The organism is Candidatus Viadribacter manganicus (assembly GCF_001679665.1).
Lineage (GTDB): Bacteria > Pseudomonadota > Alphaproteobacteria > Caulobacterales > Aquidulcibacteraceae > Vitreimonas > Vitreimonas manganica.
In genome coordinates this window covers 3,229,996-3,246,112 of sequence record NZ_CP013244.1, presented here as the reverse complement: position 1 = coordinate 3,246,112, position 16,117 = coordinate 3,229,996, and the positions used below count along the sequence as shown (strand labels likewise).

Here is a 16,117-nt window from a genome sequence, read left to right as displayed (position 1 = left end):
CAGGCAGGTTCTTTAGCACGGTAAGCGCGCGCATCCGAACCCGCGAACCGCCGCATCTAAGAGGAAGATGGGGAGTTTCATGAGATTTGTATTGGTGGCGCTGGCAGCGCTTGCGGCAACCACGGGCGCGGCGGCGGCACAGCCCTACCAACTGACCGACCTCACCGGCGCATTCATCGCTGCCTACGATCGGACTGAAGGCATGCCGCTGCCGGTTCGCATCAAGGCGTTCAAGACCGATGTCGCCGAGCAATTTGCAGAATTCTACGGTCGCCAGCGTTATCCCAGCCTCTCACAAGCTGACTACGATGCGCGCATAGGCACAAGCATCGAGGGTTTCGCCGCAATTCGCGAGAGCTTCACGGCCAAGGCCACTTCATTCGCCGCTTTGCTTGATCCTGCGTACGCCTCGTTCGCGCAGGCCTTCCCCGACGTGGGCGACATTGGGCCTGTGTACTTGCTCCACAGCCTGGGAGAAATGGACGGCGGCACGCGCAACTTTACCGGCACGAGCGTCCTTATGTTCGGGGCAGACGTCATGGGCCGGTCGCATCCGTTCGCGGATGAAGAGCCATTTTTTCATCACGAACTCTTCCATGTGTACCATGAGAGGACGTTCGGCGGTTGCGCGCAGGTTTGGTGCAGCCTTTGGAGCGAAGGCCTCGCCGTCTATGTCGCAAGATCTTTGAACCCAGATGCCACGGAGCCGCAATTATTGCTGACCGTGCCGGAAGACATTCCGACCGCAGTCGACAGAAATTTGCGTGAAGCAGTGTGCGAGGTGCGCACGCGCCTGGACTCAAGCGCTGAGAACGATCTTGGCGCGCTCTTCAGCTTCCAACGCCTGAATGAGAGACTGCCCCCGCGCTTTGGCTACTACGTTGGCTATCTGGTCGCACGTGAAGTGGGCCGGCAGCACAGCATTCAGGATCTGGCGCGCATGGATCAGGAAACCGCCCGACCGCTGATCGAAGCTTCATTGGCGAGGTTGGCCCGCTGCGCGTGAACTGATTTGCCCGGACTCATGGGCTGTGTCAGTTAGACCTCGCTTATGTCGCACAACACGTTTGGCCACCTCTTCCGCATCACCACCTGGGGCGAAAGCCACGGGCCGGCCCTTGGCTGCGTCGTCGACGGTTGCCCGCCGGGGCTGCCGCTTACCGAGGCCGACATCCAATATTGGCTAAACCGGCGCGCACCAGGCACGAGCCGCTTTGTCACGCAGCGCCGCGAACCAGACGAAGTGAAAATTCTTTCCGGTGTCTTCGAGGACGATCGCACCGGCGGCCCACTGACGACGGGCACGCCGATCTCGCTGCTGATCGAGAACGTCGATCAGCGCACCAAGGACTATGGCGACATCCGCGATCTCTATCGCCCAGGGCACGCGGACTACGTCTACGACGCCAAGTACGGCTTGCGGGACTATCGCGGCGGGGGACGTTCATCCGCGCGCGAAACTGCGGGGCGTGTCGCTGCTGGCGCGGTTGCGCGACGCGTGCTGGGCGAAGGCCTTCAAATCCGCGCCGCCGTCGTGCAAATCGGCAAGATCGCAATTGATCGCGCACGCTGGGATTGGGCCGAGATGGAGAACAATCCGTTTTGGTGCCCAGACGCTGAAACCGCGAAACGCTGGGAAGACTTGCTCGATGCAACGCGCAAGGACGGCAATTCTGTCGGCGCGATCGTGGAAGTTGAAGCGACGGGTGTTCCCGCAGGCTGGGGCGCGCCCGTCTATGCCAAACTCGACGCAGAACTTGCCGGCGCGCTGATGAGCATCAACGCCGTCAAAGGCGTCGAGATCGGCGCGGGCTTTGCGGCAGCAGAACTCACCGGCGTTGAGAATGCCGATGAGATGCGCGCGGGCAACGACGGCAAGCCGATCTTTCTGTCGAACGCGGCAGGCGGCGTGCTTGGGGGCATATCAACGGGTCAGCCGCTTGTGGCGCGCATCGCCGTGAAGCCAACCTCATCAATCCTGACACCGCGCCAGACGATCACACGTGACGGGCAAAACGCGGAGATTTCGACGACGGGCCGTCATGACCCTTGCGTCGGCATACGCGCGGCGCCGGTGGCTGAAGCCATGGTAGCTTGCGTGCTCGCCGACGCAATGCTGCGCCATCGCGGCCAAACAGGCCGTTGATCAACGCGCTGTTCGTATGCGGCCGCAACCGCCTACGTAGTCCCACAGCGGCGGAAGTGTTTGCGAGCTGGGACGATGTTACGACGGACTCCGCGGGCCTCAATCCAGACGCCGAAGTTCCGCTGAGCTTAGAGCATCTCGACTGGGCCAATATCGTGTTCGTCATGGAGCGTAAGCAAGCGACCAAACTGCGCGCGCAGTTTGCGCGACACACCAAGGGCAAGCGTCTCGTGTGCCTGGATATTCCAGACCGCTACGGCTTCATGCAGCCGGAACTTGTGACACTGCTTCTGGCCAAAGCCGGCCCGCTGCTGAGGTAGTTATGCGGTTGGCGCCGGCGCCGGCGAATGCGCGGTTTCCCGCACCGTTCGCGCGATATGATCACCGATAGCCGCCGCGACCTCGGGTTGATCGAAGTACGTAGTGTGGATGAGGCTTTCCCACGTCATCGCGTCCGTTGTCAGCGAGGTTAGCGAAGCGCTTGAATCGCCGCCAACGCTGAACAACGCCCAGCGATATTTATCGATCAACTGGCCGGCTGAAGCATTTGCGCCATCTTGCATCCGCCTGGCGCATTCGCCGCCGAGGACGAGTTCCTGCGTCATGTGCGTGTGCGAGCGGGGCGCAACGTTAAACAGCAATTGATCGCCGTCACGGCCCATGGCGACGCCGCGTAGGACACCGCCGACGTAGCGGTTCATGGCGCCGCGCATGCCAACTTCCTGCGCGCCACCGATCAAGAACCGATAGGTAAGATAGACAATCGTGAAGATCGCCGGCGCAAGCAATAGGCTCATCACCGTGACGGCGACGATGTTGCTGGCGACATCGTCATCGGCAATGGTGCTGTTGAAGTCGAACCAATCGGCCATATTCAGCGCATAGAGTAGCGGGTTTGCGAGGCCGATCAGCAAAACCGTAAGCACGCCGATTGCGATGGCCGCGCCGCGAGAGCCACGAAACATCGATCCACGCGGGAACGGCTCAAGATTCAACGCTTCAACGCGCTGCAGGAACGCAATGGCTTCGTCGTTCTGGTGCCAGATGCTGAAAACCGACGTCTGGGTTCGACCACCGGTCTTTGGCCGCAGAATACGGCGTATGCCTTGGCGCGACATGTTGAGCATGAACAGCACGCATGGACCCACAACGAGAATGTAGACGAAGGTCGCCATCAACTCTTCTTGCTGGCTGCCCATCTCCATAAGGTTCTCGCCGGTGATCGCACCCCAAAGCAGCAAAGCGGCGAGCAAAGGAAACACCACCGCGCTGGCCCACGCGATGATCAGGAACAGGATGCCGGCGAAGCGTTGTGGCGTGCCGGTCCGCACGTTGAAGAACGGCGTGCCTACGGTGGTGAGACTGTCGAACTTTTCGCGGGCGGCGTTGCGGCGCAGGCCCCATTTCAACAACACCGCGGCATCGTTGGCGACGTTGCCACCATGGCTGTGGGCGACGACGTGAATGGTGTCGTAGTCTTTGTAGAGGCCGCGCAGACGCGCAGCGAGCTTGTTGGCGCCGCGCTCACGATCCCAAGCACTGTTCGCACCGGACCAGAGATGCGGAATGATTTCGCCGTTAATGCCCTGCGCGCTCAGATGCTGCAGCAGGCGCTGTGTGAACGTCGAGCCGCGCTGAAACCACTTTGCACCGTCCGCACTTTCTGCGGTGTCACCCGTGCCGTGCACGGTGACGATGGCGACTTTGCCTTCTGACATGTCCCACTCCCCGGCGGAGGTTACGGCCAGGTTAGACGCCGGGCAACGGCCTCCGAAACGTCTTTCACTGGCACTTTGGGGCGAACGGGCGTACAAGCATTCGCTCCTGTGGGGATCGGGAAATGTTGCAAAAGCGAAAGCAAGCTCGGCGTCGCCGCGTCTCGTTCGCTCAAATGGCGCGCGAGATCGGCCCGCGCCTGCACACCGCGTTTCGGCGCGGGCGCGTGGCGCTTTGGCGTTTCAAGCGTAGCCCCGAACAGCAAGACCGCGCCGCGATGGTTGCGACGTTTGCTTTCATTGGACTTTTTGCCATCGGAAGCGTGGACGCCATCATTATGGGCCGCGCCGATTTCGCCCCTGGCTCTGCGTATGCGGCAGAGTACCAGCCCGAGCGCATGCTCACGCCTGCCCCGGCACGCGTAGTCGCGCCGGTAGACGAAGCGGCGGTCGAAGAAGCCGTAAAGTCCGCAGCCTCGGACATCGATTACAGCTTCACGACCGAAGTCCTGTTAGGCGGTCCGCCCGAGCTGGAGCAAGCGACACTGCCTTTAGTCGAGGAGATCGCGACAGAGGGCGACAAGCTGGAACCGGTCGCGACAGACGAAGCGCAGGCGGACAAGCCAGCTTTCTAACTGAAATCCGAGCTTTCGCTGCGGAACTGGCAGCGCATCCGCATGGTTTGTCGCGCGAAGGCCGATGGCGATGCTGGAAAACAACCCAATTCTGAGAGAGCGACTGCTGGCGTTCGGCGCCTTCGCGGGCATCGCGGTATTTGCTGTGGCTTGCGTCGACACAATGGTCACGGGCGGCTTTGATTTCGCACCGGGTCGCGTTGAGCAATGGCGCCGCCAGCCCAGCGCGTACGTGCGTGTCGTGGACGCCGCTCAGTACGTTACTGACCCCTTCCGCGAAGTCTCCTGGGACGAGCCAATGTTCGTGGGCGATGCGGCGGCGTCAACGACAGAAGATCTCGCCGGCGCCAACGATGGCACACCGCCATCAGATGTAAGCACGGAAGCCTCAAGCGAGAATCTCTATGAAGAGATCGCGTCGCTTTACGAGAGCGAGCCGGAGACTGCCTACGAGGATCCTGAACCGGAAGCTGCCTACGTCGACGAAGCCTATCAGGGCGATATCGCGCAAGGAGCGGGCGACGACAAAGCGGCTAGCGCTTACGGAAACGGATCACCTTGGTGAGAAAGGCGAGCTCGACCTCTTCAACCTCGAACCCGTGCTCGCCAAACAATGCCGTAAAGTCCTCGTTGAGATACGAGGAGAAATATGGCTCGTGAAATCCAACCGGAAAATACTCGAGCATCCGGTCGAGATCGGCGGCGTCCCCGGTTTGAATTGAATCCGCGAACACAAATGCGCCACCTGGTTTGGTGATGCGAGCGATCTGCCTGGCCGCATCGCGCCGCACGCGCGGAGGCAATTCGTGGAAGAGATAAACGCACGAGACAGCGCCAAAACTCGCATCTTCGAAGGGCGCCTGCTCGATCGCGCCGTTGACGATCTCAATTTGCGGCCAAGCTGCGAGCCGCTTTCGGGCCTCGGCGCAATAGGCCGGCGACAGATCGAGGCCGGTCGCGGGAATACGCGGGAAGGCCGCAAGTACTTGGCGCAGGAAACGCCCGTTGCCGCTCGCGACATCGAGCAATTTCACGTTGCGCTGGTCTACGCCCCGGATGGCGCGCGCCAATGAGCCCAAAGCGACACGCCGCATCGCGTCTGCAGCGCCGCCGAACAATATCTCGACCTGCGTATCGTAGAGCTTGGCGCTGTCCTGGCTGAGCCAACCGCCGGTCTGGTAGTGGAAGTTTTGCAAATAGTACGTCGGGTAGCGCTGCTCGCCACGCACCTGCTCGCGCACTTCGGTGCCGTCGCGCTCCAAACGGCGCTGATCGACCCTCGGAAGATCGCGAAAGAAGCTTGCCGTGTTGCGCATCGCGGCAACTGCGCGTTCGAGACGAATGTCGTCGGGCGCGGGATAAAGACCCAGTTCAATATTGATGCGGTCTTTGGCGAAGAGTTCGAGAAACGCCGTACGGATGCGTTGCGCGTCGCCCTCGGCCGCCTTGGGCTCAAACTTTGGTTCGCCCGGCCGATCGAACGGGCCGGATATCCGCCGCGCCAGCAGATACTGGCTAAAGTACCAGGCCACGCGCGCCCCCTGCGCAGCAGCGTAACGGGCGCGGCCAAGATCGCGCTTCAAGCTCATGAGCTGACGCTAGCGCCCATCGCGCGACATCTCCAGCTGATTGAGCGTCGCACGCGCCAACCAGAATCAGCTGGTTCCAGTCACTTTGCGCTCGAGTTCTTCGACACTCCGCGGTGCGCCCGAATTCGCGTCATGTATCTCAAAGCCAATCGCTTGGCGCTGCAGCCTTCGAATTTTCGCGAGCGCCTTTTCCGGCAAAACATAGAGATAATTGATCGGCGCAGACGCCAGGGGCGCTGTCACAACATACCTGGCCATCCGACTTACCCTACGGCATTAAGGCGCCAGTTTGAGTGCGAACTTTACGGCGAGCGCTTGCGGAGCATCAATTGGCCCGCATTTCCTCTGCTATCTTCGCACACGCTTTCGCTTGCGGTACTTTGCGGGAGGCTTTTCGAGCGGAGTCGGCCAGCGCGTAATGCGCTTTATCAATCCCGGCATTTTGAGGCGACCTTCGGGGCGCGTCATGTTGCGCACCGACGCCTTTGAAACGTGCACCGTGTTCTCGTCACCCGACATCAGCGGATGCCACCAGAAGAGATCTTTTCCTTCTGACACCAAGCGATAGGCGCAGGTGCGCGGCAGCCAATCGAGCTTCGGCACGTTCTTCGGTGTAAGCTTTACGCAGTCGGGCACATATTGCTTGCGATTGGCATAGTCGCTGCAGCCGCAAGACTTCGTGTCAAAGAGCTTGCAGGAGACATCCGTGAGGTGCAACTCGCCAGTGTCCGCATCCTCGATAGAGATGACGCAGCATTTGCTGCAACGATCGCAGAGCGCCTCCCACTCGCGCTCATTCATCTCGGTCAGTGTCTTTTTGCGCCAATAGCCATCTTCAAGCGGCGCAGCGTCCGCTTTGGGATCGCGCTTGCGGCGCGAACGCTCATAATCGAGCAGCGTGGTCTTGGTGCTCATCGCTCGAACGCCCCTACCAGCTCGATGTGCGGGCTCCAGCGAAATTGGTCAACGGGCGTGATCTTGGTGAGCGTGAAACCATGCTCGATCAAAACCTTGATATCGCGCGCGAAGCTCGCGGGATCGCACGAGACATACGCCAGCTTGCGAATGGGAGCGCGGGCGATTTGCTCGGCTTGCTGGCGCGCACCCGACCGCGGAGGATCCATAACCGCGCCATCGAATTTTTTCATTTCAAGCGTCGAAAGCGGCGTGCGCAACAAATCGCGGCGGAGCGTCGTGATTTCTTTCAGCGCACCGCCCGCACCGTCAGCTGCCTTTTTAAGCGCTGTCAGCATCTCGGCGTCACCCTCGGATGCCAGCACTTCAGCGTGTTCGGCAATACGGAGTGCAAACGTGCCGATCCCCGAGAAGAGATCGACAACACGTTTGGACCCTTGAAGCGCTTCGAGCGTCAAGCGCGCGAGCGTCTCTTCACCAAGCGCCGTTGGCTGCAAGAATGCACCCGGCGGTGGGCTGACGACGGCTCGCCCCATGCGCAGTGTCGGGTTGGCGCGCGCAACGATAACTTCGCCTTCGAATGAAAGCCGCGCCAGATTGAGTGCATTGGCCTCGGCGATCAGCTTTTCGAGCGCGGCGCGATGCAAGAGATCTACACGGCCTGCGCCCTTGATCGAAATATCGACGCCGCAATCGGTCAGCAGACATTGCATCGTGATTTCGCCGCGCGATGGCAGCGCAAGTTCTGCGAGCGGGGCCAACTTGAGCACGACGACTTCAAGTTGTGGCGCGAGCACGGGGCATTGCGTGATTGGCGTCAATCGCGCGCCGCCTCGTTCGATGAATCCTATGCGAACCTGATTGTTCTGGCGTGCCGCGTGAAGCGCAGCGCGGCGACGGCCTTCGCCCCACGCCGGAACGGTTGGTTCAACCCCGACGCCGCCAAAACCTCGCTTGTTGAGTGCGTCGATGACCTGCTCGCGCTTCCAGGCGAGGTAAGGTTGATCTTGCCAATGCTGCAATTGGCAGCCGCCGCACCGTCCAAAGTGACGGCAGGCCGGCGCCTGACGCTCGGGACTCGCGCGAAGCACCTCAAGCACCTCTGCCCGCCCGCCCGCGACCCGCGCGCGCACCTGCTCACCCGGCAGCGCGTAGGGCGTGTAGATAGGACCGTTTTCTCCCTCACTGGTTGAATCGCCCCGCGAACCGACGGCCGAAATCTCCAGCACACGCTCTTCCGAGGCTGGACTATCGGCCTTCGGGGCCTGGTGGGGCCGGGAGCGGGAAAGGCGGTTTATACGCTTCATGTGCCGTTCAGACTGAATTTGCTTCTCTCAGGCTCAAGTTACAGGGAGCAACCCCCATGCGCCGTTCATTACTCGCCGCCGCTGCTATGGCGACCGCCCTCACCACGGCGTTTGCCCAACCGGCGGCCGCTCAGCAATACCGCAGCTACCACGACGAGCATGTCGCGACGCAGCAGCAATGCCAAACCTCGCGCAGCAACCGCACGGCTGGCGGCGCGGTCATCGGCGGCGTCATTGGCGCGCTGCTGGGCCGTGAAGTCGCCGATCGCGGCGTCCGCGGCGAAGGGGCGGGCCTCGGTGCGGTTGTAGGCGCAGTCGCCGGCGGCGCCATTGGCCGTTCGACCGCGAATTGCGGTCAGGTCCAAGGCAGCTACGACCCCTACACCGGCCGCGCAGCCGCCTACCCGTCAGACCGCCCCTATTACGGCGAGCAAAACGATGATCTCTACGGCGGCCCGTACGAAGACGGCTACTATCGCAACGACGACCGCGATTGCCGGATGGGCGAGCAAATCACGCGCGCGCCGAATGGCCGCGAATATCGCGAAGAAGTTTTGATGTGCCGTGATCGCGATGGCGTCTGGCGCACGGAATAAATCTCCATAGGTGAACCCCACCTAGAATGCTGTGACTGAACCCCGGCCCCGCAAGGGCCGGGGTCTTTCTTTGCAGCTTCAGCGTTTGAAGTGCGCGAGGCGTTCGAGATTGCCCTCGCCGCCGCGTATGGGTGAGTCGACGCTGGCGACGAGATGAAATCCTTCCCGGCCATCGAGCGCATCGATTGCGCTTTGCGCTGCGGTCCGTGCGATTTCCTCATCCAAAACGCCTGCACGGCCAGCTTTCGGGCCCGCTTCAAATTGCGGCTTGATCAGCACAATGGCGTCGGCCTGGTCACTGGCGAGTGCGAATGGCGTTGTGAGCACTTTTGAGGCGCCGATGAAACTCGCATCGCAGACGATCAGCGATGGCGGCTCGGCGATTTGCGTGCGCGAAAGCGAGCGCGCGTCAGTCTGCTCGAGTGAGACGACGCGAGGATCGCCGCGCAAAGACGCGTGCAATTGATCGCGCCCGACATCGACGGCGTAAACGCAGGCTGCCCCCCGGGATAGTAAGACGTGGGTGAAACCGCCGGTGGACGCGCCGACATCAAGGCAAATCCTCCCTTTCGGATCGACGCTGAATGCATCGAGAGCGCCCACGAGCTTGACGCCGCCCCGCGATACCCAGGGATGGGGCGCGGTGACGTCGAGCGTTGCGTCTTCCGCGATCAAATCCGACGGCTTGGCGACGACAACGCCACCCGCCAGCACACCGCCGGCTTCAATGGCGGCGCGCGCTTTGGCGCGGCTCTCAACGAGGCCGCGCGCAACCAGCAAGAGATCGGCGCGCACACGGGACATGCCGCCTCCTCGCGCGCGCTTGACGCCAAGGCAAGGCCCTTTCCCCGCTTGCGAGTGGGGCTTCGTCTGCGCCAAGGTTCCCGCCAAGGCCACAAAGCAGGCCAAGGGGGAAATCGATGCGAGTTTCACGTCGCGGCCTGATGGCCAATGCCGTTGCGCTTGGTGCGCTGACCACCGCCGGCGCCTGCGATCGGCTGGGTCTCGGCGAATCCTCGGATGCGCTGGGCGACCTCGACGCCACGGGAGTCGCGTCAGCGATCCGCGACGGCGGCATCACGGCGGGGGAGGCGTTGGAAGCGGCAATCGCGCGCAGTGAACGGCTCAACCCCGAACTGAATTTTGTCGCCTCGCCCCTCTACGAGTATGGCCGTACGCGCGCCGCTGAAACACTGACTGGTCCGTTCGCGGGTGTGCCGACGCTGATCAAAGATTTGATGCCAATGACAGGCCAGCCGACCAAGTACGGCAGCCGCGCGTTCGCGAACAATGTCGCGCAAGAAGAGCCGCCCTACATGGACGCGCTTCTAGCTGCGGGCTTGGTGCCGTTCGGCAAATCCACGACACCGGAGTTTGGATTGACGGCGACAACTGAAACGTTGCTGCAAGGTGCAACGAAGAACCCGTGGGACATTTCGAAGTCCAGCGGCGGCTCTTCGGGCGGCGCGGCCGTTGCCGTCGCATCGCGCGTGGTCCCGATTGCGCATGCGAGCGATGGCGGCGGCTCAATCCGCATCCCTGCATCGTGCAACGGCCTCTTCGGTTTGAAGCCATCGCGCGGCCGCAGCGTGCTGGGCGGACGCCCGGACAACGGCATCGATATCTCGGTGAATGGCTGCGTCAGCCGCAGCGTACGCGACACCGCCGCATGGCTGGCCGCGACCGAGGCGAGCGGCGATGGCGCGGCCTTCGCGCCGGTTGGCCTTGTCAGCGCGCCTAACACGCAACGCCTGCGCATTGCGCTCGATATTCCGAATGCGCTCGGCAACGAGCCCGATCCGGAGGTGCGGGCTGCCGTCGAGGCGGCGGCTGAACTTTGCCGCTCACTTGGCCATACCGTGACCGAGGGACGCCCGACGATCAACGGACCGCAGTTCAGCGCTGATTTCATTCTACTCTGGGCTTTCGGTGCGGCGGAGGTCGTGCAGTTGGTGCAAAGCCAGGCCGGCGCCGACGCGCCGCTGGATCAGTTGCTGGAGCCACTCACCATTGAGCTTGCTCAACACGCGCAACAACAAGGCCTGCCAGCGCTTGAGGCGGCAATAGGCCGTCTGCGCACTGTAGAGGCGGCGTACGCGACGTTCTTCGAAAGCACCGCGGACGTTTACCTGACACCGGTTCTCGGCAAGCCGCCTCTGCCGCTCGGCACGATCGACGGCGCCAAGGGCATGGCCGTGTTCAACACGCTGAACGACTATGTGGGCTACACACCAATGCAAAACATCGCCGGCGCCCCGGCGATGAGCGTGCCGCTTGGCTCGTCCTCCGCCGGGCTGCCGATCGGCGTCCATTTCTCAAGCTCAAAAGGCCAGGAAAAGCGCCTGTTGGAACTTGCCTACGAGCTTGAACAGGCGCAGCCATGGGCCGATCGCAAGCCGGGGGTGAACGCGGGCTAAACGCCCGTTCCACACTCCCGCCCAGTTTGGGAGCTACCCGCAGAGCCATGAAACTGCGTACTTTGTTCTGTGCTGCACTGATCGGCGCCATCGCACTGCCGGCGGCGGCGCAACAGCAACCCCGCCGCCAACAGCCTCAGGCGCAAGCCGAGCAACCGCCTGCGCGCGGCGAAGATTGGTATCGCGGCCAGCTGGTCGAACTCTCAGAAGTGCTCGGCGGCGCGCACTATCTGCGCGTCATCTGCGACGGTCGCGGCGATCAACGCTGGCGCAATTACATGCGCGGCGTCATCGAGCGCGAACCGCAATATAACGGCCTGCTCGTCGAAGGGTTCAATCGGGGCTATCGGCAAGAAGAAGCGCGCTTTCCTGTGTGCGATGCAACGACGCGCCAGATGGAAGCGGAGCTGCGCGCGCGAGGTCTGCGCGTGTCGCAAGGCCTGAGCGCGCGTCACACCGGGCACTAAAGCTATGTCGGCAGACGATCCGGAGAAGAAGGGCCGCGCGCTGCAGCTCATTCTCGATGCATGGGACAAGGCCCTGGCCGAAGGCGCCGAGGCCGAAGTCATTGCGTCAGTTGCGATCTACGCGGCGCTCGCCGACATGGTCGATCGCTACGGGCAGGATGCGGTGGCGGAATTCTGCGCAACGTTGCCGGATCGTACGCGGCGCGGCGAATTCACCTTGGGTGCGAATGAGCCCTAGCGACTCAGCGGCTCGCCCACGTTTTCTCCAGCCAATCTTTCGAAGGCGCGCCCTGTTCGGGTGCATCCGCGCGCGCCAGAAACAGATGGCGCACAATCTCGGCCTGACGTTCGATATTATAAGCGCTGAGCTTGGGCCTGTTCGGCTCGTAGGCATAAGCCGCCTTGCCCAGCGCCCCTAGTTTCGCACCAGCAAGCACAACACCGCGCGCTGCCTGCCAGACGTGCGTGAGTTCGTGGACGAACCAGCCTTGATCCCAAATTGGCGCAGCTGCGAAATCATGCGCGGCGCGCCATTTCGAGAAAATGATTGTCCGGCCAAGCGGCACCATTGCGCCAAACCCGAGCGCTGACGCCTGATGGATGCGGATCTTTCGCCACACCATCTCATCGCCAAACACCGAGCGGCCAAGCGTGATCTCACCAGGGGTGAGCCCCCGGCGCTGGCCAGGCTTCATGCGATCTAGCTTTTCCACGCTGCCCAATGTGGGGACAAAAAAGCGGTCCGGCCAGTGACCGGACCGCAGTGGCGCGCGAGAGGGAGCAATGGGCGATGAGGCGCGCCGGTCTCACCTCCTCTCAAACGGACCTTTCGCTGAAACCCGTCGCGACAAGGTCGGAGCGCAGGGCTAGAAAAGCTGAAGCATGAGCGCGCCGTTCGAAATCATGGTGGGACGGATCGAGACTTTGGCGCTCGATGCGGTCGTGAACGCCGCCAACCGCCAACTCGCGCCCGGAAGCGGTGTCGATGGCGCGCTCCGGCAAGCGGCCGGACCTCGGCTCACGGAAGCCACCAAGCGCATTCCGCCGATTCTCACCGGCGAAGCGGTGATCACGCCCGGCTTCGACGCGCCGATGAAGTTTATCATCCACACCGCGGCGCCGATCTGGAGCGACGAGGGCCCGCAAGGCGCCAAGGTCGCCGGACTGGCCAAGTGCTACATGTCGTCGATCAAGATGGCGGCGTCGCGCGGGTTCGAGAGCATCGCGTTTCCGTGCTTAGGCACGGGCGTCTACGCTTGGCCGCGTGGCTTCGCCTGCGGCATCGCAATTGCCGCGTGCGAGCAAGCGCTGGAGCAAGCGCCAAAGCTGAAGCGCATCGTGTTCTGCTGCTTCACGGAAGATGATGCGAAGATTTATCGGGATGGGTTGGGGGGCCGATTGAGGTAGCTCGCCCCGCGCGCGCTATACTTCAAGCCAGTCGCCACCCCAGCGTCGCGCCGGCGTGGAAGGGAACGATCTCCGTGCCGCCGGCGCTGATGCGCTCGGACACGGCTTGGGCTTCGCGCACGAGCGTTATCCGCTCTTCGTTGGGAGGCAGACCATAGAAGCGCGGGCCGTTTTCAGACGCGAACGCCTCAAAGCGGTCCATCGCGTTTTCTTCGTCGAAGACCTTGGCGTAGCTTTCGATTGCGTGCGGCGCGCAGAAGACGCCGGCGCAACCGCAAGCGGCTTCCTTGGCGTGGATGGCATGCGGCGCTGAATCCGTGCCCAGGAAGAACTTGGGCGATCCGGACGTCACGGCTTTGCGCAGCGCCAAGCGGTGATGCTCACGCTTCGCGACCGGCAGACAATAAAAGTGCGGGCGGATGCCGCCATCGAACATTGCGTTGCGATTGTAATCGAGATGGTGCGGCGTAATCGTCGCCGCGACTGTCGCTGGAGCTTCCGAAACGAATGCCGACGCCTCTTGCGTTGTGATGTGTTCGAGCACGATTTTGAGCGCGGGAAAATCGCGGACAAGCTTCGACAAGATACGATCGATGAACACGGCTTCCCGGTCGAAGATGTCGACGTGTTTTTCCGTCACTTCACCATGCAAAAGCAATGGCATGCCGATGCGTTGCATGGTCTCCAGCGCCGAGCTGATGTTCTTTATGTCCGTAACGCCGTGGCTGGAATTGGTCGTCGCGTGAGCAGGATAGAGCTTACACGCAGCGAAGACGCCGGCAGCGAAACCGCGCTCGATCTCGCCAGCGTCAATGCTATCGGTGAGGTAGCAGGTCATAAGCGGTGTGAACGAAACTCCGGGCTCAAGCGCCGCTAGAATGCGCGATCTATACGCTTCGGCCGCCGCCACGGTGGTGACCGGCGGATTGAGATTGGGCATGACGATGGCGCGCGCGAACTGCCGCGCGGTGAAATTGACCACACCTGCGAGCATCGGGCCGTCTCGAAGATGGACGTGCCAGTCGTCAGGCCGGCGCATCACAAGCGAACTCATCTCAGGCCTCCGGCGTGCAGCAAATCGAGCGCGGCAGCTTCAACTGCGTCTATGCTGATGTCATCCATTGCGGTGCGTGCGTCCAGCGCCGCTTCTTCGAAACTCCGCCCCCGCAACGTGCGAACACGCGGGCCACGAGGGGCGCGGACACGTTCGTCGGTTGGCCCGAACAGCGACAGCGTCGGCGCGCCCATGGCGGCGGCGATGTGGCTCAGGGCGTTGTCGTTGCCGATGCAGAGCGTGGCGCGTTCGGCGAGCGCGGCGGCGGCGAGCAGATCAAGCCCCGGCGCGAGAGCGGGCACGCCGTCAGCGTCGAGGCTGGACACGACCCGTGCGGCGATCTCCGCATCCCGGGGTGCGGCGCTCAACGCCACCACGCGCGCATTTGCGAGCGCGCCATCGGCGAAGCGGCGCGCAATGGCGGCAAAGCGTTCGTGCGCCCAACGTTTATCGTCCACAGAGCCGCCGGGCGCTAAAAGCACAAGCGGCGCGGCATCTGGCGAAATCGCAGCGGCGGCGGAGCGCGCGCGGTCGTCGAGCCAAATTGCCGGGGCCAAGGTGCGCTCCGCGCCCACGAGTTCGCTCAAATCCTCGATGAAATGACGGAGTACTTCGGGCTGTTTGCGCACAAGGCGGCGTTTGGCCGGGAGCACCATCGCGGCCGGCGATTGGCGCAAGTCGAGCATCACATCGAAGCGGCGCCCACGGCGGCTCCAAGCAAGTTCGATGAACGGGCCGACATCACCCACGCCCTCGACCGTGTACTTCGCCTTGAGGCCCGGCGCGGCCCGAAACAGCGGCGCAGCGTCAGCGCTCGTGAGCATGGTGAGTTGATCACCCTCGCCCAACACGTGCGCCAAAGCCCCCGTCGCAAGCACGGTCTCGCCAAGGTCGGCGGGGGCAAGGAAAAGCACGGAGGCCATTGGCGCTGGTTAAAGGCGGATGCCGGGTAAATGTGAAGTCAACAAACGCTGCAGGGTTGCGAAGAACTGCATTGGGGGCCAAGTCGGGGCCATGTCGCTTCGCCTCGACCGCGCCTTTCTCCGTGTTTCCGGCCCCGACGCGATTGCGTTCCTGGATAACTTGGTGACGCAAGACCTGACGAAGCTCGACCAGAAGAATGTGATCTATTCAGCTTTGCTGACGCCACAGGGCAAAGTCGTCGCCGACATGTTCTTGTGGGTCGATCGGAACCCAAAAGAGCCGACCATTCACATCGAAGCCGACCCGTCACGCGCGGCTGAACTCATGCGCCGGCTAAATCTCTACAAGTTGCGCGCCCGAGTCGCGATTGAGGACGCGACTGCAAATAAGGTCGCGCTCCACTCGGACCAGCCGTTCGTGGGCAGTGTTTCAGACCCCCGGAGCAGCGCATTGAACCGGCGCGCAATCGCGGCCCCGGAACTCACAGTGTTTGAGGAGGATACAGGCCAGTTCGAGACGCGACGTATCGCGCTGGGCATTCCCGATCTCGCACGCGACGCGCAGCCCGAGGAAGTCTTTGCGGGCGAAGCATTGCTCGAAGAGCTAAACGGCGTTGCGTTCGATAAGGGCTGCTTCGTGGGCCAGGAGAACGTCAGCCGGATGAAGCGGCGCGCGACAACGCGAAAGAAATTTTGCCCGATTGTATTTGAAGGCGACGCGATCGCGTACGGGACGCCCATCGTCAGCGGTGACGCCGAAATTGGCTCGGTACGCACTGGCGCAACCGGACGCGCAATCGCCCTTCTCCGACTGGACCGCGCAATCGATGCGGTAGCCGCTGGAAAGCCGATTACAGCCGGTGGCCGTGAAATTCGGCTCGATCCTCCCTCCTGGCTGATCTTGCCGCAACGCGAAGACGCACCGGGTTGAAGCGGTATGGGGAGG

Annotated in this window: 20 protein-coding genes; 11 read left to right on the top strand and 9 right to left on the bottom strand. The window is 62.5% G+C overall.

What is annotated here, in order from left to right:
- The first annotated feature begins 79 nt into the window (after positions 1-79).
- The 3 genes from ATE48_RS16650 to ATE48_RS16640 are packed head-to-tail and all read left to right on the top strand — an operon-like array spanning position 80 to position 2,466.
- Complete coding sequence (locus ATE48_RS16650) at positions 80-1,006, top strand: DUF2268 domain-containing putative Zn-dependent protease (RefSeq protein WP_066773515.1); 927 nt, start codon at positions 80-82, stop codon at positions 1,004-1,006.
- A 45-nt stretch (positions 1,007-1,051) separates the two neighbouring features.
- Positions 1,052-2,146 (top strand): chorismate synthase, encoded by a 1,095-nt coding sequence (gene aroC / locus ATE48_RS16645; RefSeq protein ID WP_066773512.1) that lies wholly within the window; start codon positions 1,052-1,054, stop codon positions 2,144-2,146.
- Complete coding sequence (locus ATE48_RS16640) at positions 2,143-2,466, top strand: low molecular weight protein tyrosine phosphatase family protein (RefSeq protein ID WP_156767831.1); 324 nt, start codon at positions 2,143-2,145, stop codon at positions 2,464-2,466. The genes aroC and ATE48_RS16640 overlap by 4 nt, the downstream gene beginning before the upstream one ends.
- Here ATE48_RS16640 and ATE48_RS16635 read toward each other — a convergent pair whose 3' ends face one another.
- A complete protein-coding gene (locus tag ATE48_RS16635) occupies positions 2,467-3,864 on the bottom strand; it encodes an esterase/lipase family protein (RefSeq protein ID WP_066773511.1) in 1,398 nt (465 codons plus the stop codon).
- Positions 3,865-3,986: 122 nt separating this feature from the next.
- Here ATE48_RS16635 and ATE48_RS16630 point away from each other — a divergent pair, with 122 nt between their 5' ends.
- Entirely contained in the window at positions 3,987-4,496 is a 510-nt protein-coding gene (locus ATE48_RS16630; protein ID WP_066773510.1) for a hypothetical protein, read from the top strand.
- Between the two features lie 64 nt (positions 4,497-4,560).
- A complete protein-coding gene (locus ATE48_RS16625) occupies positions 4,561-5,061 on the top strand; it encodes a hypothetical protein (protein WP_066773509.1) in 501 nt (166 codons plus the stop codon).
- Here ATE48_RS16625 and ATE48_RS16620 read toward each other — a convergent pair.
- The 4 genes from ATE48_RS16620 to ATE48_RS16605 all read right to left on the bottom strand — a co-directional run bounded on the left by ATE48_RS16620 (position 5,030) and on the right by ATE48_RS16605 (position 8,307).
- On the bottom strand, positions 5,030-6,085 hold the full coding sequence (locus ATE48_RS16620; protein WP_066773502.1) for a class I SAM-dependent methyltransferase: 1,056 nt from the start codon (positions 6,083-6,085) through the stop codon (positions 5,030-5,032). The genes ATE48_RS16625 and ATE48_RS16620 overlap by 32 nt on opposite strands.
- 66 nt (positions 6,086-6,151) lie before the next feature.
- Positions 6,152-6,343: a hypothetical protein gene (locus tag ATE48_RS16615; protein ID WP_066773499.1), complete on the bottom strand. Its 192-nt coding sequence runs from the start codon at positions 6,341-6,343 to the stop codon at positions 6,152-6,154.
- A gap of 90 nt (positions 6,344-6,433) precedes the next feature.
- Complete coding sequence (locus ATE48_RS16610) at positions 6,434-7,000, bottom strand: YcgN family cysteine cluster protein (RefSeq protein ID WP_083197425.1); 567 nt, start codon at positions 6,998-7,000, stop codon at positions 6,434-6,436.
- Positions 6,997-8,307, bottom strand: coding sequence for a class I SAM-dependent RNA methyltransferase (locus ATE48_RS16605; protein ID WP_083197424.1), 1,311 nt, complete (start codon positions 8,305-8,307; stop codon positions 6,997-6,999). Before ATE48_RS16605 ends, ATE48_RS16610 begins: the two co-directional genes overlap by 4 nt.
- 56 nt (positions 8,308-8,363) lie before the next feature.
- Between ATE48_RS16605 and ATE48_RS16600 the strand changes: the two genes are divergently transcribed.
- Positions 8,364-8,903 carry a glycine zipper 2TM domain-containing protein gene (locus tag ATE48_RS16600; RefSeq protein ID WP_156767830.1) on the top strand — a complete coding sequence of 180 codons (540 nt, stop codon included), beginning with the start codon at positions 8,364-8,366 and terminating at the stop codon, positions 8,901-8,903.
- Between the two features lie 78 nt (positions 8,904-8,981).
- Here the strand turns inward: ATE48_RS16600 and ATE48_RS16595 are convergent, their stop codons facing one another.
- Complete coding sequence (locus ATE48_RS16595) at positions 8,982-9,707, bottom strand: TlyA family RNA methyltransferase (RefSeq protein ID WP_066773490.1); 726 nt, start codon at positions 9,705-9,707, stop codon at positions 8,982-8,984.
- 116 nt (positions 9,708-9,823) lie between these two features.
- Between ATE48_RS16595 and ATE48_RS16590 the strand changes: the two genes are divergently transcribed.
- From ATE48_RS16590 to ATE48_RS16580, 3 genes are read left to right on the top strand one after another with little or no spacing between them, the layout of a single operon-like run.
- Positions 9,824-11,320 carry an amidase gene (locus tag ATE48_RS16590; protein WP_066773486.1) on the top strand — a complete coding sequence of 499 codons (1,497 nt, stop codon included), beginning with the start codon at positions 9,824-9,826 and terminating at the stop codon, positions 11,318-11,320.
- 47 nt (positions 11,321-11,367) lie between these two features.
- Positions 11,368-11,787, top strand: a complete 420-nt coding sequence (locus tag ATE48_RS16585) for a TIGR02301 family protein (RefSeq protein WP_066773484.1) — start codon at positions 11,368-11,370, stop codon at positions 11,785-11,787.
- 4 nt (positions 11,788-11,791) lie between these two features.
- Positions 11,792-12,025: a hypothetical protein gene (locus tag ATE48_RS16580; protein WP_066773482.1), complete on the top strand. Its 234-nt coding sequence runs from the start codon at positions 11,792-11,794 to the stop codon at positions 12,023-12,025.
- Between the two features lie 4 nt (positions 12,026-12,029).
- Here the strand turns inward: ATE48_RS16580 and ATE48_RS16575 are convergent, their stop codons facing one another.
- A complete protein-coding gene (locus ATE48_RS16575; protein ID WP_066773479.1) occupies positions 12,030-12,482 on the bottom strand; it encodes a hypothetical protein in 453 nt (150 codons plus the stop codon).
- Between the two features lie 187 nt (positions 12,483-12,669).
- On the opposite strand from ATE48_RS16575, the gene ATE48_RS16570 reads away from it, so the two are divergent.
- Positions 12,670-13,194 (top strand): macro domain-containing protein, encoded by a 525-nt coding sequence (locus ATE48_RS16570; RefSeq protein ID WP_066773477.1) that lies wholly within the window; start codon positions 12,670-12,672, stop codon positions 13,192-13,194.
- 22 nt (positions 13,195-13,216) lie between these two features.
- On the opposite strand, the gene pyrC is transcribed toward ATE48_RS16570, so the two are convergent.
- Together pyrC and ATE48_RS16560 are read right to left on the bottom strand one after the other, a co-directional pair.
- The gene (pyrC, locus tag ATE48_RS16565) at positions 13,217-14,248 is read right to left on the bottom strand and encodes a dihydroorotase (RefSeq protein ID WP_066773475.1); all 1,032 of its coding nucleotides are present in this window, start codon (positions 14,246-14,248) and stop codon (positions 13,217-13,219) included.
- Positions 14,245-15,171 (bottom strand): glycosyltransferase family 9 protein, encoded by a 927-nt coding sequence (locus ATE48_RS16560; RefSeq protein WP_066773473.1) that lies wholly within the window; start codon positions 15,169-15,171, stop codon positions 14,245-14,247. Before ATE48_RS16560 ends, pyrC begins: the two co-directional genes overlap by 4 nt.
- A gap of 91 nt (positions 15,172-15,262) precedes the next feature.
- Here ATE48_RS16560 and ygfZ point away from each other — a divergent pair, with 91 nt between their 5' ends.
- Positions 15,263-16,102, top strand: coding sequence for a CAF17-like 4Fe-4S cluster assembly/insertion protein YgfZ (ygfZ, locus tag ATE48_RS16555; protein WP_066773471.1), 840 nt, complete (start codon positions 15,263-15,265; stop codon positions 16,100-16,102).
- The last annotated feature ends 15 nt before the right edge of the window (positions 16,103-16,117 follow it).

Excerpts from the sequence above, each read along its gene's own strand:
- ATE48_RS16625 (WP_066773509.1), top strand. The coding sequence starts at position 4,561 with ATGGCGATGCTGGAAAACAACCCAATTCTGAGAGAGCGACTGCTGGCG.
- ATE48_RS16575 (WP_066773479.1), bottom strand. The coding sequence starts at position 12,482 with ATGAAGCCTGGCCAGCGCCGGGGGCTCACCCCTGGTGAGATCACGCTT.
- ATE48_RS16605 (WP_083197424.1), bottom strand. The coding sequence starts at position 8,307 with ATGAAGCGTATAAACCGCCTTTCCCGCTCCCGGCCCCACCAGGCCCCG.
- ATE48_RS16635 (WP_066773511.1), bottom strand. The coding sequence starts at position 3,864 with ATGTCAGAAGGCAAAGTCGCCATCGTCACCGTGCACGGCACGGGTGAC.
- ATE48_RS16560 (WP_066773473.1), bottom strand. The coding sequence starts at position 15,171 with ATGGCCTCCGTGCTTTTCCTTGCCCCCGCCGACCTTGGCGAGACCGTG.
- ATE48_RS16615 (WP_066773499.1), bottom strand. The coding sequence starts at position 6,343 with ATGGCCAGGTATGTTGTGACAGCGCCCCTGGCGTCTGCGCCGATCAAT.
- ATE48_RS16580 (WP_066773482.1), top strand. The coding sequence starts at position 11,792 with ATGTCGGCAGACGATCCGGAGAAGAAGGGCCGCGCGCTGCAGCTCATT.
- ATE48_RS16585 (WP_066773484.1), top strand. The coding sequence starts at position 11,368 with ATGAAACTGCGTACTTTGTTCTGTGCTGCACTGATCGGCGCCATCGCA.
- ATE48_RS16650 (WP_066773515.1), top strand. The coding sequence starts at position 80 with ATGAGATTTGTATTGGTGGCGCTGGCAGCGCTTGCGGCAACCACGGGC.
- pyrC (WP_066773475.1), bottom strand. The coding sequence starts at position 14,248 with ATGAGTTCGCTTGTGATGCGCCGGCCTGACGACTGGCACGTCCATCTT.
- ATE48_RS16570 (WP_066773477.1), top strand. The coding sequence starts at position 12,670 with ATGAGCGCGCCGTTCGAAATCATGGTGGGACGGATCGAGACTTTGGCG.
- ATE48_RS16610 (WP_083197425.1), bottom strand. The coding sequence starts at position 7,000 with ATGAGCACCAAGACCACGCTGCTCGATTATGAGCGTTCGCGCCGCAAG.
- ygfZ (WP_066773471.1), top strand. The coding sequence starts at position 15,263 with ATGTCGCTTCGCCTCGACCGCGCCTTTCTCCGTGTTTCCGGCCCCGAC.
- ATE48_RS16595 (WP_066773490.1), bottom strand. The coding sequence starts at position 9,707 with ATGTCCCGTGTGCGCGCCGATCTCTTGCTGGTTGCGCGCGGCCTCGTT.
- ATE48_RS16600 (WP_156767830.1), top strand. The coding sequence starts at position 8,364 with ATGCGCCGTTCATTACTCGCCGCCGCTGCTATGGCGACCGCCCTCACC.
- ATE48_RS16590 (WP_066773486.1), top strand. The coding sequence starts at position 9,824 with ATGCGAGTTTCACGTCGCGGCCTGATGGCCAATGCCGTTGCGCTTGGT.
- aroC (WP_066773512.1), top strand. The coding sequence starts at position 1,052 with ATGTCGCACAACACGTTTGGCCACCTCTTCCGCATCACCACCTGGGGC.
- ATE48_RS16620 (WP_066773502.1), bottom strand. The coding sequence starts at position 6,085 with ATGAGCTTGAAGCGCGATCTTGGCCGCGCCCGTTACGCTGCTGCGCAG.
- ATE48_RS16630 (WP_066773510.1), top strand. The coding sequence starts at position 3,987 with ATGTTGCAAAAGCGAAAGCAAGCTCGGCGTCGCCGCGTCTCGTTCGCT.